Genomic DNA, 12,745 nt, shown 5'->3' on the forward strand with positions numbered 1-12,745 from the left:
TTCGGGGAGGCGGCGTAACGCCGGCGTAACGCGATCCGGTTACGCCGGCGTTATCGGCCGCGGGCTGGACTTGCGCTCGCCGCCGGCGCACGGGCCGGCGGAGACGACGAGGAGACGACCCGATGCGACGACGTACGCTCGCCGCGCTGGCGCTCGTCCCCGCCCTCGCCCTGCAGGGCTGCGGGGGCGGGGGTGGAGGCGGCACCGCCAAGGCCGCAAGCGACGACCAGAAGATGCGCGAGTTCGCCCGGTGCATGCGCGCCAACGGGGTGGACATGCCCGACCCGAAGGACGGCCGGATCGAGATCCGGGCCTCCGCCGGGCCGGGCGGCCCGGGCAAGGGCGGGCCGGAGACCGATCGCGGCCTCCAGGCGGCGCAGAAGAAGTGCGCGCACCTGATGCCGAACGGCGGGAAGCCGCCCAAGCCCAAGCCGGAGGAACTGGCGAAGATGCGCGCGTTCTCCAAGTGCATGCGCGACAACGGCATCGGCGCGTTCCCCGACCCCGAGCCGAGCGGCGGCATCAAGATCCAGGCCGGGAAGGGCACCGGGCTGAACCCGGAAGGCCAGAAGTTCAAGAACGCGCAGAAGGCCTGCGCCAAGTTCTCGCCCGGCGGCGGGGGCTTCGCGACGACGACCCGGGGCGGCGACTAGTGGCCAGGACGCGCACCGTCGTCCTCGGTGCCGCCGGCGTGGTCGTGGCCGGCGGCGCGGGGCTCGCGACGGTCGGACTCGGCGGGGGCGGCGACCCCGCCGCCGCCCGCGGCACCCTGCCGCCCGCGACGGCGGCGATCGAGCGCACCACGCTCACCGAGACGCAGGACGTGGACGGCACGCTCGGCTACGGCGGGGCCCGCACCGTCGCCGGCGCAGGGCGCGGCACCTTCACCTGGCTGGCCGGGCCCGGGTCGGTCGTGTCCAGGGGCAGGGCGGTGTACCGGGTCGACGACAGGCCGGTGCCCCTCCTGTACGGCAGGCTGCCGCTCTACAGGACGCTCGCCGCAGGGACGAAGGGCTCCGACGTCCTGCAGCTCGAACGGAACCTGCGCGCCCTCGGCTACACGGGGTTCACCGTCGACAGGACCTACGACGCCGCCACCGCCGCGGCCGTGCGGCGCTGGCAGGAGGCCCTCGGCGTCGACGAGTCCGGCCGGGTCGCCCCCGGCGCGGCCGTCGTCGCGTCCGGCCGGATCCGGGTGGCCGAGCGCAAGGCCGACGTCGGCGACCGCGTCGGCGGACCCGTCCTCACCTACACCGGCACGACCCGGGTCGTGTCCGTCGACCTGGACGTCGAGTACCAGCGGCTCGCGAAGAAGGGCGCGGAGGCGGAGGTCGAACTGCCGTCCGGCGACACCGTCACCGGGCGGATCTCCTCGGTCGGGAAGGTCGCCAAGGCGGGGGCGCAGGACCAGCCGGCCACCGTGGCGGTCGAGATCGCGGTCGCCGGCCGCGCGAAGCTCGGCTCCTACGACAAGGCGCCCGTCGAGGTGCACCTCACCGCGAACCGGCATCCCGGCGTCCTCGCCGTGCCGATCGGCGCGCTGATCGCCCAGGGCGACGGCGGCTACGCCGTCCAGGTCGTCCAGGACGGGCGGGTCCGCACGGTGCCGGTGGAGACCGGCGTGTTCACCGAGGGCCGCGTCGAGGTCTCCGGAGCGGGCCTCGCGCAGGGCATGAAGGTCGGGGTGCCGTCATGACCCCGGTCGTGGAGCTCAGGGAGGTCACCAAGACCTACCCGGGCGGGGTCACCGCGCTGGACGGGGTGTCGCTGACCGTGGCGGAGCGCGAGCTCCTCGCGATCGTCGGGCCGTCCGGCTCGGGGAAGTCGACGATGCTGCACCTGCTCGGCACGCTCGACCGGCCGAGCGCCGGCACCGTCCTCGTCGAGGGCGGGGACGTGTCACGCCTCCCGGACCGGCGCCTGTCCGCGCTGCGGGCCCGGCGGATCGGTTTCGTGTTCCAGCAGTTCCACCTCGCCGCGGGCGTGAGCGCGCTCGACAACGTCGCCGACGGGCTCCTGTACGGGGGCGTGCCGCTGCCGCAGCGGCGCGGCCGGGCCCGCCGCGCGCTGGAGCGCGTCGGGCTCGGGCACCGCCTCGGCCACCGGCCGCACCAGCTGTCGGGCGGCGAGCGCCAGCGGGTCGCGATCGCCCGCGCGGTGGTGGGGGAGCCCGCGCTGCTGCTGGCGGACGAGCCGACCGGCGCGCTGGACTCGGCGTCGGGCGCGGGCGTCCTGGACCTGCTGCGCGAGCTGTCCGGCGGCGGCACGACCGTCGTCCTGATCACGCACGACCGGGACATCGCCGCGATGCTGCCGCGGCAGGTGCGGATGCGCGACGGCCGGATCGTGCACGACGACGCGCGGGTGGGGGCGCCGTGATCGACAGAACCGCCGCCGGGGCCGCCCCGGCGAGGCTCGGCCCCGGCGACGTGCTGCGCGTCGGCGCCGCGGGCCTGCGGTCGCGGCCGATGCGGGTGTTCCTCTCCGCCCTCGGCATCGCGATCGGCATCGCCGCGATGATCGGCGTGGTCGGCATCTCGACCTCCAGCCGCGCGCAGCTCCAGGCGACCCTCGACCGGCTCGGCACCAACCTGCTCACGGCCGGCCCCGGCCGGGACCTGTTCGGCGGGGACGCCAAGCTGCCCGAGGAGTCGGTCGGCATGGTGGCGCGGATGCCGGACGTGCGGTCGGCGTCGGCGACGGCGAAGCTGGAGGACACCGCCGTCTACCGCAACGACCACATCCCGGTGGGGGAGAGCGGCGGCATCAGCGTCCTCGCCTCCCGCCTCGACCTGCCGCGGACCGTCGGCCTCACGATGGCCGCCGGCACCTGGCTCAACGCGGGGACGGCGAAGTACCCGGCCGTCGTGCTCGGGTCGGCGGCCGCTGACCGGCTCGGGGTCTCGACACCGAACGTGCAGGTGTGGCTCGGGTCCCAGTGGTTCACCGTCGTCGGCGTCCTGGAACCGAACCAGCTGGCGCCGGAGCTGGACTCCGCCGCGCTCGTCGGCTGGGGCGCGGCCGCGTCCCGCCTCGGTTTCGACGGCCACCCGACCACGGTCTACACGCGGGCCCGCGAGGACGCCGTGGTGAAGGTGCGGGACCTGCTCGCCGCGACCGCGAACCCGCAGGCGCCGAACGAAGTCGAGGTCAGCCGTCCCTCGGACGCGCTGGCCGCCCAGCAGGCGGGCGACCGGGCGTTCACCGGCCTGCTCCTCGGGCTCGGCGGCGTCGCGCTGCTGGTCGGCGGCGTCGGCGTCGCGAACACGATGGTGATCTCCGTCCTGGAGCGCCGCGCCGAGATCGGCCTGCGCCGCAGCCTCGGCGCGACCCGGGGCCAGATCCGGCTCCAGTTCCTCGCCGAGTCGCAGCTGCTGGCGGTGCTGGGCGGCGTCGGCGGCGTGGCCGCGGGCATCGTGGTCACCGCCGTCTTCGCGACGACCCAGGGCTGGCCGACCGTCGTCCCGGTCTGGGCGATGGCCGGCGGCATCCTCGCCACCCTCCTCATAGGCGGCGTCGCGGGCCTGTACCCCGCCCTACGCGCAGCCCGCCTGGCCCCCACCGAGGCACTGGCCGCCCCGTAGCACCACCCGACCCCACGAATGGAGCCCGGCCACTAGGAAGGCCAGCCACCAGATAGGAAGCTCGACCACTGCCGCGGGTCGGGCGGCCGTAAGGCGCTCTGGCGCCTGGAGGTCGCCCGACCCGTCGAGCCGGGCGACCGCAGCGACACGCCACAATCCGCACGGGCACAACACGCCCGCACGGTGGCGTGAGGATCGCCCGGCTCGCAACGGGGGTTCCAGGGGGTCGCCCCCCTGGGAAGACACAGTCACCTCACGCCGTAGAGGTGCTCCAGGGCGAGCTGGTCGAGGTGCTCGAAGGCGGTGCGGCGGGCGCCGAGGGCGTCGGCGTCGGCGGTGGCGTCGCGGACGGAGCGCCAGTCCTCGCCGTCGGCCAGGGTGGGCTGGGCGAGCTCGTCGAGCTTCGCCTCGCGCAGGGCGTCCTGGACGTCGGGGTCGGCGCGGAACGCGCGGACCTTCGCGCGCAGGATCAGCCAGTTGCGCATGCAGGCGGCCGCCGACTCCCACACGCCCCGGTCGTCCTCGGTGCGCGGCGGCTTGAAGTCGAAGTGGACCGGGCCGTCGTAGTCGCTCCGGTCGATCAGGTCGACGACCCAGAACGCGCCGCGCGCGTTGCCGGCGCCGAACCGCAGGTCCTGGTCGTAGCGGGGGCCGTGCTGCCCGTTGAGGTCGATGTGGAACAGCTTGCCCTGCCACAGCGCCTGCGCCAGGCCGTGCGCGTAGTTCAGCCCGGCCATCTCCTCGTGCCCGACCTCGGGGTTCAGGCCGACGGTGTCGGGGCGCTCCAGGGTCTGGATGAACGCGAGCGCGTGGCCGATCGTGGGGAGCAGGATGTCGCCGCGCGGCTCGTTCGGCTTCGGCTCGATCGCGAAGCGCAGGTCGTAGCCCTGGTCGGCGACGTAGGCGCCGAGGACGTCGAACGCCTCCTTGTAGCGGTCCAGCGCGGCCTGGACGTCCTTGGCGGCCCCGGACTCGGCGCCCTCCCGCCCGCCCCAGCACACGTAGGTGCGAGCGCCGAGCTCGGCGGCCAGGTCCAGGTTGTCCATGACCTTGCGCAGCGCGAACCGGCGGACGTCGCGGTCGTTGGCGGTGAACGCCCCGTCCTTGAAGATCGGGTGGCCGAACAGGTTGGTGGTGGCGGTGGTGACGACCAGGCCCGTCTCGTCCAGCGCCTTCCGGAACGCGTCGATCGCGCCCTGCCGCTCGGCGGGCGTGGCGTCGAAGTCGAACACGTCGTTGTCGTGGAAGTTCACGCCGTAGGCGCCGATCTCGGCCAGCTCGCGGACGGCGCGGTCGGCGGGCATCGGCGGCCGGGTGCCGGGGCCGAACACGTCGACGCCCTGCCAGCCGACCGTCCAGACGCCGAACGAGAAGCGGTCCTCGGGCGTGGGGGTGTAGTCGCTCATGGTTCCTCCTCAGATCTGCGGGGCGGTGTCGCGCAGCGCCGCGTAGCGCGCGCGGACCCCGGCATCGGTGCGGTCGGCGGTGTGCTCGGTCGCGGGCGGCGCCGGCCAGGCGGGCGGTTCCGGAGTCCCGGCGAGGGCCCAGGCCGCCTGGCGGGCGGCGCCGAGCGCGACGTACTCGGCGGGCTCGGGGACGGTCACCGGCGTCCCGAAGATCGCCGGCGCGAGGGCGCGGACGGCTCCGGCGCGGGCGCCGCCCCCGATCAGCAGGACGCGGCGCGGCCGGACGCCCTGCGCGGCGAGATGGTCGACGGCGTCGGCGAGCGAGCACAGCAGGGCCTCCACGGCGGCCCGCGCGAGGTTCTCCCGCGTCGCGTTGGACGTGGTGAGCCCCGCGAGCACCCCGCTGGCGTCGGGCCGGTCGGGGGTGCGCTCGCCGTCGAGGTAGGGGAGCAGCGTCAGGCCGCCCGCGCCGGGCTCGGCGGCGAGGGCCAGCGCGGACAGCTCGTCCAGCGCGGCCCCGGTCATGGCGGCGGCGGCCGACAGGATCCGCGCGGCGTTCAGCGTGCAGACGAGGGGCAGGAACCGGCCGGTCGCGTCGGCGAATCCCGCGACCAGCCCGGAGGCGTCGGCCGCGGGCTCCGCGGCGACCGCGAACGCCGTGCCGGACGTGCCGATCGACACGACGACGTCGCCGGGCTCCAGCCCGAGCCCGAGCGCGGCGCCCATGTTGTCGCCGGTGCCGGGGCCGAGGGCCGCGCCCCAGGCCGTCTCGCCGACGCGTTCGCCGGGGGCGGCGACGCGGGGCGTCGCGGCGTCGCGGCCGAGCGCCGCGCGCAGCACGTCCGGCAGGTACGCGCCGGTCGCGGGGGACCAGTAGCCGGTGCCGGACGCGTCGCCCCGGTCGGTCACCGGCTCGGACGCGCCGAGCCGCAGCGTCAGCCAGTCGTGGGGGAGCATGACCTGCTCGGTGCGGCGCGCGCGGTCCGGTTCGTGCTCGGCCATCCAGCGCAGCTTGCTCACCGTGAACGACGCCAGCGGCACGCTGCCGGTCCGCTCCGCCCAGGACTTCGCGCCGCCGAGCTCCTGGACGAGGTCGCGGGCCTGCGGCGCCGAGCGCGTGTCGTTCCACAGCAGGGCGGGGCGGACGGGGTCGCCCGCGCCGTCGAGCGCGACCATGCCGTGCTGCTGGGCGGCGACGGCCACCGCGTCGGCGCGTTCGAGCAGGTCGCCGACCTGGGTCAGCGCGCTCCACCAGTGGTCGGGGTGGCATTCGGTGCCGTCCGGATGCGGGGCGGAGGCCGTCGCGACCACGGCGCCGTCCGCGGCCCGGCACAGCACGGCCTTCGTCGACTGCGTCGAGGAGTCGACGCCCGCGACCAGCCTCTCGGGCATCCGCGTCCCGCCTTTCGTAAAGAGCTTGGACTAATTAACCTAGCAGAGGGCCCGTGCCCTGCCTATACACGTGATTCATTTAGGGTTCATCCATGACGAAGTCCGCCAACGCCCCCGTCCGGCACGCGACGATGCGCGAGCGGAACCTCGCCGTCGTGCTGGAGCACGTGGCCCGCCACCAGCCCGTGACCCGGGCGCGCCTGGCCGAGCTCACCGGCTTCACCAAGACGACGGTGTCCAACCTCGTCTCCCTGCTGGAGGGCGCCGGCCTGGTGCGGGACGGCGCCCCGGTGCACGAGGGGGAGCGGGGGCGCCCCGGGGTGGGCGTGTCCGTGCACGGCGACGGCGCGGCCGGGCTCGGTCTGGAGGTCAACGTCGACTACCTCGCCGCCTGCGTCCTCGACCTCGCCAAGCAGGTCCGCTACCGGCACGTCGTCAGCGCCGACAACCGCGACCGCGAGCCCGGCGCCGTGCTCGCCGCGCTGTCCGCGCTGGCGGGCGAGGCGGTCGCCGCCGCCGCGGAGCAGGGCCTGACCGTCGCCGGCGCCGCGGTCGCCCTGCCCGGACTGCTCGACCGCGAGAACGGGGTGGTGCGGCACGCCCCGAACCTCGGCTGGACGGACGTGCCCGTCACCGGCGCCCCGGGCCTCGCCGCGGCGCTGCCCGCCGAGTACGACAACGAGGCCAACCTCGCGGCCCTCGGCGAGCTGTGGTTCGGCGACGGCGCCCGGTTCGGCGACTTCGTGCACGTCTCGGGGGAGATCGGGATCGGTGCCGGCATCGTCGTGGACGGGCGGGTGTTCCGCGGCGCGCACGGCTTCGCGGGGGAGCTCGGGCATCTGGTCGCCGACCCGTCGGGTCCCGCGTGCTCCTGCGGCGGGCGCGGCTGCCTGGAGCAGATCGCGGGCCAGGAGGCGATGCTGCGCGCGGCGGGCCTGCCGGTGACGCGGCCGGCCGCCGGGCCCGGGGGATCGGTGGGCAGGCTGGTCGACCGGCTGAGCGCCGGCGACGCGGCGGCGCTGGACGCGGTGACCCGGGCGGGCCGCGCGCTCGGCGGCGCGCTCGCCTCGGCCGTCAACCTGATCGACCCGGACACCATCGTGCTCGGCGGGGTGTTCTCCCCGCTCGCCGCCTGGATCCGGCCCCCGCTGGAAGGCGTCCTCGCGGAGGGGCCGGGCTCGCTGCGGCGCGGCGTCCCCCCGGTCGAGGTCTCCGGCCTGGCGGAGGGCGCCGCGGTCCTCGGCGCCGCGGGCCTCGTCGTGGAACGCGTGATCGCCGACCCGGCGCTGCTCCTCTAGAGGGGCCGGTACTCGAACCAGGCGAAGTCGGCGCGGCCGCCGCCCGTCCGGCCGTTGGACGTGGCGTAGAGGCCGATGTAGGCGCCGGTGAAACCGCCCGCGACCTGGCTGCTGAGCAGGTCGCCGTCCACCGGGCCGCCGAGCGGGGTCCACTCGTCCGGCGCCGCGCCGTAGAACGCCTGGTACCAGCGTCCGTGCGCCTCGAAGCCCAGCCGGACGGGCCCCGGGACGGCGGGGCCCGCGGCGAGCACGGTCTCGACCCCCTGCTCGCGTTTGACCAGGCGCAGCCCTTGGCTCGTGGACACGAGCAGGACGTGGAAGTCGTTGTTCTGGACGAGGGCGAGCCCGGCCCACTCATCACCGGCCGGTGCGAAGTCGAGCGAGGTGAACGCGGCGAAGTCCGGGTGCTGCTGGCGCCGCCCGAGGAACGACGGGTTGGCCACGTCGGCGAGCGTTTCCGGACGGGCGCGAAGCCTCAGGTGCCCGGGGCGCTCAGTCAGGCTCCACCAGCGTTCGCGCGGCGTCCGCGGCATGTTCCAGGCCGGGCCCAGTTCGGGCCCGTCGAAGTGGTCGCAGGCCGGGGCGGCCGGCCACGGGTGCGCCGGCAGCGACGGGGACGGGTGGTTCGGCTCGACCCGCCCGCCGGTCACCGGCCAGCCGTCCTCCCAGGTGACCGGGGTCAGGAACGTCTCCCGGCCGAGGGCGCACCGGTCGAGGTGGTGCGGGCGCATCGCGAGCAGCACCATCCACCACTCGCCGTCCGGCGTGTCCACGAGGTCGGCGTGCCCGGCCCCGACGATCGGATGCCCGGCCCCGAGGTTGCGGTGCGTGAGCACCGGGTTGCGCGGGTTCCCCTCGTAGGGGCCCGTGACGGCATCGGCGCGGGCGACCGTCACGGCATGGTCGTGGGCGGTGCCGCCCTCGGCCGTGAGCAGCACGTACCGGTCATCGATCTTGTAGAGGTGGGAGCCCTCGGACCAGATCGCCCCCTTCACGGCGCCGTCCCAGATCACGTGCTCGTCGCCGGTCAGGGCGAGGGCGGACGGGTCGAACTCGCGCAGCCAGATCTCGGTGTGGCCCTCGTAGCGGTCCGTGGGCCGGGTGCCGGTGCACCACGCGCGGCCGTCGTCGTCGAAGAACAGCGACGGGTCGATGCCGTCGCCGTCCAGCCGGTGCGCGTCCGACCACGGCCCGGCGGGATCGGACGCGGTCATCACGAAGTGCCCCGACCACCGCGTCCCGTCCACCAGCGTGCAGACCAGGTAGAAGGTGCCGTCGTGGTGGCGCAGCGTCGGCGCGTACAGGCCGCCGGACGCCGGGACGCCGTCCAGCGGCAGCTGCCCGGCCCGGTCGAGCGCGTGCCCGATCTGACGCCAGTGCACGAGGTCGCGGCTGTGGAACACCGGCAGCCCGGGAAACCACTCGAAGGTCGACGTCACGAGGTAGAAGTCGGCCCCCACGCGGCAGACCGACGGGTCGGGGTGGCAACCCGGCAGGACGGGATTGGCGAACGCGCTCACAGCGGGGTGACCTCCACCGGGACGGTGAGGACGCGGTCCGGGCCGAGCTCGCGGACGGGCCCGTCGAGCGTGAACGCGCCGCGTAGAGGCAGGTCGGCGCTCGAGCGTCCCACCGAGACCTCGATGACGCCGGGCTCGACGATGCGCCGCAGGTCCGGCCCGGTGAAGGAGGTCCGGTCGGCGTGCACCCGGAACGCGACCCGCGCCGCCTCGCCCGGCTCCAGCCGGACCCTGGCCCACCCGGCGAGCCAGCGCGCGGGCCGCACCACCGAGGCGACCGGGTCGGACAGGTACAGCTGCGCCACCTCCGTTCCGGCGCGTTCCCCGGTGTTCCGGACGACCGCGCTGACCGTCACCGCCCCGTCGGTCGCCGCGCGCTCGTCCGCGCGCAGGTCCCCGTACTCGAACGAGGTCCAGGTCAGCCCGTGGCCGAACGGGTAGAGGGGGACGGGGTCGACCACGCTCCAGTCGTGCCCGCCGTCCATCAGCGACCGCAGGTAGGTGACCGGCGGGCCGGACGCGCGGCGCGGCACGCTGATCGGCATCCGCCCCGACGGCGCGACCCGGCCCGACAGGACGCCCGCGACGGCTCCGCCCCCCTCCTCGCCGGGGAAGAACGCCTGCACGACGGCGGCGGCCCGGTCGGCGAGGGCCTCGATCGCGTACGGGCGCCCGGTCAGCATCACGATGACCGTGGGCGTTCCGGTGTCCAGGACGGCCGCGGCCAGCTCGGCCTGCCGTCCCGGCAGCGCGAGCGTCTCGGCGTCGCAGCCCTCGCCCGACGTGCCGCGGCCGAAGAGCCCCGCCCGGTCGCCGAGGGCGAGCACGCACACCTCGGCCTCGCGCGCCGCCGCGACGGCCGCCTCGATGTCGGCGTCCTCGGCGACGAACACGTCGTGCGAGCCCGCGACCCGCACGCCGGGCAGCTCGGCGCGCACCGCGTCCGCCAGCGTCGGGATCCGCACGCCGAGCGGCATCTCCGGATGCTGGCGGCCCACGTGGCTCGGGAACGTGTAGCAGCCCAGCATCGCGAACGGGTCGTCCGCCAGCGGCCCCGCCAGCACCACACCGGCGCCGGAGCGCAGCGGCAGCACGCCGTCGTTCGCCAGCAGGACGACCGACTCCTCGGCCAGCCGCCGGGCCAGCGCTCTGTGCTCCGGAGGGTCGAGGTCCGGCTCCGCCGCGGCGTCCCCGGCGGGCGCGCCGTCCAGGAGCCCGAGCTCGGCCTTGAGCGTCAGGACGCGGCCGGCGGCGCGGTCGAGGAGATCCTCGGGCACGTCCCCCCGCCGGACCATCTCGATCAGCGGATCGCCGTAGCAGCGGACGGTCGGCAGCTCCATGTCGATCCCGGCGCGCAGCGCCAGCGCGGCGGCCTCGCCGCGCGACCCGGCCACCCGGTGCCGGCTCTCCAGGAACGAGATGCCGAAGTAGTCGGCGACGACGACGCCCGCGAAGCCGAGCTCCTCGCGCAGCAGACCGGTCAGCAGGCGCTCGTCGGCCGCGGCGGGCATCCCGTCCACGTCGGTGTAGGAGTGCATGACCGAGCGGGCGCCGCCGTCGCGCACCGCCATCACGAACGGCTCCAGCACGACGTCGGCGAACTCGCGCGGGCCGATCGGCGTCGGCGCCATGTTCCGCCCGGCGCGGGAGGCGGAGTAGCCGGCGAAGTGCTTGAGCGTGGTGACGATGCCGGACCGCTCCAGGGCCCTCACGTAGGCCGTGCCGAGCACGCCGGTGAGATACGGATCCTCGCCGATGCACTCCTCCGTGCGGCCCCAGCGGGCGTCGCGGACGACGTCCAGCACGGGCGCGAGCCCCTGGTGGACGCCTGCCGCGCGCATGCTCGACCCGATCGCGGCGGCCATCTCCGCGACCAGGTCGGGGTCGAAGGTGGCGCCCCACGCGGGCGGGCTGGGGAACACGGTGGCGCCCCACGTCATGAAGCCGTTGAGGCACTCCTCGTGCGCGATCGCCGGGATGCCGAACCGGTTGCCCGCGGCGACGCGGCCCTGCAGCTCGCGGAGGCGGGAGGCGCCCTCGGCCGCCGCGACCGGCACGGTGCCGAACACGCGGGTGAGCTGGCCGAGGCCGCGGTCCAGGATCTCCTCCAGGCGCGGGGCGGTCTCGTGGGAGTCGTCCTCCATCGGCGCCACGGGCTCGCCCGGCCCGGCCGGGACCGCCCAGAAACCGGCGAGCTGCCCCGCCTTCTCCTCGGGTGTCATCCGGGCCAGCAGGTCGGCGACCCGCTCGGCGACCGGCAGCCCGCGGTCCTGCCAGGGACCGCGGACCGCGCTCGGGGCCGGGACGGCTTCGGTCATCGCTCCTCCGTGGGGGGCGGCGAGGTGGGGGACGGCGGGACCGGGGGCGGCGGCGCGGTGGAGGCGCGCACGCGCAGGTCGGTGGCCAGTTCCACGCGGGGGGTCAGCGGCGGCCGTCCGTCCAGGAGCTGGAGCAGGGTGCGGGCCGCGACGCGGCCCATCTCCTCCAGCGGCTGCCGGACGGTCGTGAGCGGCGGCGACAGCCACTCGCAGGTGGGCAGGTCGTCGAAGCCGACGACGCTCAGGTCCTCGGGGATGCGCAGCCCGGCGAGCCGGGCCGCCTGGTAGGCGCCCATGGCCTGCTCGTCGCTGCCCGCGAAGACCGCGGTGGGCGGCTCTGGCAGCGCCAGCAGCTCCCGGGTGCGGGCGTAGCCGCCCCGGTGGTGGAAGTCGCCGTACCGGACGAGCTCGCGGTCGACCTCGATCCCGGCGCGCTCCAGCGCGGTCCGGTAGCCGTCCACGCGGGCCTGCGTGCAGAGCATGTCGGCGGGCCCGCCGATCATGGCGATGCGGCGGTGGCCGAGCCCGATCAGGTGCTCGGTCGCGGCCAGCCCGCCCGCCCAGTTGGTGGCGCCGACGCTGGCGATCTCGGCGTCCGGCAGGTTCACCGGATCGACCAGGACGAGCCCGACGCCGGCCCGCTCCAGCTGCTCGCGCTGGCGGCGCGTCATCCGGGACGTCACCAGGATGACCCCGTCGCTGTGGTGCAGCGCGGGCAGGTTCTGCCAGCTCGGCGGCCGGGCGTCGTCCTCGCGCACCAGCGAGACGACCACGCCGGTGCCGTGCTCGGCGCACTCGGCCTCCACCCCGCGCAGGATCTCCACCGCCCAGGGGCTGTCCAGCCCGGCCAGGACCAGGTCGATCAGGCCGGACCTGCGGGCGCGCCGGGACCCGCCGGGGCCCGGGTAGTTGTGGGTGCGCAGCAGCGCCTCAACGCGCTCGCGGGTCGCGGCGGCCACGTCGGTACGGCCGTTGAGGACCTTGGAGACCGTGGCGGGGGACACCCCCGCCTCGGACGCGATCAGTGCCAGGGTCGGCCGGGACGGGGGGTCCGGCATCTCGTCGGTGGTGCGCACGGGCACGCTTCTCTCCTCCCCGAGGAAACGATTGCGAACAGTATCGCAATGTTTCGCTCGCTCCTAGTCCCGGTCCAGGAGTTATCAAGCGTTTCATTTAGGTCACTCGCGGTCGAAGCCTTGACCGTGAGGGGGCCCTTTCTTAGAGTTC

Annotated in this window: 10 protein-coding genes; 5 read left to right on the forward strand and 5 right to left on the reverse strand. The window is 75.5% G+C overall.

The window, feature by feature from the left end; all coding sequences use genetic code 11:
* The first annotated feature begins 122 nt into the window (after positions 1-122).
* From BJY14_RS41240 to BJY14_RS41255, 4 genes are read left to right on the forward strand one after another with little or no spacing between them, the layout of a single operon-like run.
* Positions 123-653 (forward strand): hypothetical protein, encoded by a 531-nt coding sequence (locus BJY14_RS41240; protein WP_179848547.1) that lies wholly within the window; start codon positions 123-125, stop codon positions 651-653.
* The gene (locus BJY14_RS47560) at positions 653-1,696 is read left to right on the forward strand and encodes a peptidoglycan-binding protein (RefSeq protein ID WP_179848548.1); all 1,044 of its coding nucleotides are present in this window, start codon (positions 653-655) and stop codon (positions 1,694-1,696) included. The genes BJY14_RS41240 and BJY14_RS47560 overlap by 1 nt, the downstream gene beginning before the upstream one ends.
* Positions 1,693-2,379 carry an ABC transporter ATP-binding protein gene (locus tag BJY14_RS41250; protein ID WP_179848549.1) on the forward strand — a complete coding sequence of 229 codons (687 nt, stop codon included), beginning with the start codon at positions 1,693-1,695 and terminating at the stop codon, positions 2,377-2,379. Before BJY14_RS47560 ends, BJY14_RS41250 begins: the two co-directional genes overlap by 4 nt.
* Positions 2,376-3,584 (forward strand): ABC transporter permease, encoded by a 1,209-nt coding sequence (locus BJY14_RS41255; protein WP_312879718.1) that lies wholly within the window; start codon positions 2,376-2,378, stop codon positions 3,582-3,584. The genes BJY14_RS41250 and BJY14_RS41255 overlap by 4 nt, the downstream gene beginning before the upstream one ends.
* A gap of 248 nt (positions 3,585-3,832) precedes the next feature.
* Here the strand turns inward: BJY14_RS41255 and xylA are convergent, their stop codons facing one another.
* Both xylA and xylB read right to left on the reverse strand, forming a co-directional pair.
* On the reverse strand, positions 3,833-4,990 hold the full coding sequence (xylA, locus tag BJY14_RS41260; RefSeq protein ID WP_179848550.1) for a xylose isomerase: 1,158 nt from the start codon (positions 4,988-4,990) through the stop codon (positions 3,833-3,835).
* 9 nt (positions 4,991-4,999) lie between these two features.
* Entirely contained in the window at positions 5,000-6,382 is a 1,383-nt protein-coding gene (gene xylB, locus BJY14_RS41265) for a xylulokinase (protein ID WP_179848551.1), read from the reverse strand.
* A 92-nt stretch (positions 6,383-6,474) separates the two neighbouring features.
* On the opposite strand from xylB, the gene BJY14_RS41270 reads away from it, so the two are divergent.
* Positions 6,475-7,680: an ROK family transcriptional regulator gene (locus tag BJY14_RS41270; RefSeq protein ID WP_179848552.1), complete on the forward strand. Its 1,206-nt coding sequence runs from the start codon at positions 6,475-6,477 to the stop codon at positions 7,678-7,680.
* Here the strand turns inward: BJY14_RS41270 and BJY14_RS47565 are convergent.
* The 3 genes from BJY14_RS47565 to BJY14_RS41285 are packed head-to-tail and all read right to left on the reverse strand — an operon-like array spanning position 7,677 to position 12,576.
* Positions 7,677-9,200 (reverse strand): glycoside hydrolase family 43 protein, encoded by a 1,524-nt coding sequence (locus tag BJY14_RS47565; protein WP_179848553.1) that lies wholly within the window; start codon positions 9,198-9,200, stop codon positions 7,677-7,679. The genes BJY14_RS41270 and BJY14_RS47565 overlap by 4 nt on opposite strands.
* Complete coding sequence (locus BJY14_RS41280; protein WP_179848554.1) at positions 9,197-11,518, reverse strand: beta-xylosidase/alpha-l-arabinosidase; 2,322 nt, start codon at positions 11,516-11,518, stop codon at positions 9,197-9,199. The genes BJY14_RS47565 and BJY14_RS41280 overlap by 4 nt, the downstream gene beginning before the upstream one ends.
* Positions 11,515-12,576: a LacI family DNA-binding transcriptional regulator gene (locus tag BJY14_RS41285; protein ID WP_179849960.1), complete on the reverse strand. Its 1,062-nt coding sequence runs from the start codon at positions 12,574-12,576 to the stop codon at positions 11,515-11,517. The genes BJY14_RS41280 and BJY14_RS41285 overlap by 4 nt, the downstream gene beginning before the upstream one ends.
* Positions 12,577-12,745 lie beyond the last annotated feature (169 nt).

Origin of the sequence: Actinomadura luteofluorescens (genome assembly GCF_013409365.1) — a bacterium.
GTDB classification, from domain to species: domain Bacteria; phylum Actinomycetota; class Actinomycetes; order Streptosporangiales; family Streptosporangiaceae; genus Spirillospora; species Spirillospora luteofluorescens.

What these genes read in the sequence shown, in the direction of transcription:
- BJY14_RS41250 (WP_179848549.1), top strand. Translation starts at nt 1,693, where the DNA reads ATGACCCCGGTCGTGGAGCTCAGGGAGGTCACCAAGACCTACCCGGGC.
- xylA (WP_179848550.1), bottom strand. Translation starts at nt 4,990, where the DNA reads ATGAGCGACTACACCCCCACGCCCGAGGACCGCTTCTCGTTCGGCGTC.
- BJY14_RS41240 (WP_179848547.1), top strand. Translation starts at nt 123, where the DNA reads ATGCGACGACGTACGCTCGCCGCGCTGGCGCTCGTCCCCGCCCTCGCC.
- BJY14_RS41280 (WP_179848554.1), bottom strand. Translation starts at nt 11,518, where the DNA reads ATGACCGAAGCCGTCCCGGCCCCGAGCGCGGTCCGCGGTCCCTGGCAG.
- BJY14_RS41270 (WP_179848552.1), top strand. Translation starts at nt 6,475, where the DNA reads ATGACGAAGTCCGCCAACGCCCCCGTCCGGCACGCGACGATGCGCGAG.
- xylB (WP_179848551.1), bottom strand. Translation starts at nt 6,382, where the DNA reads ATGCCCGAGAGGCTGGTCGCGGGCGTCGACTCCTCGACGCAGTCGACG.
- BJY14_RS41285 (WP_179849960.1), bottom strand. Translation starts at nt 12,576, where the DNA reads ATGCCGGACCCCCCGTCCCGGCCGACCCTGGCACTGATCGCGTCCGAG.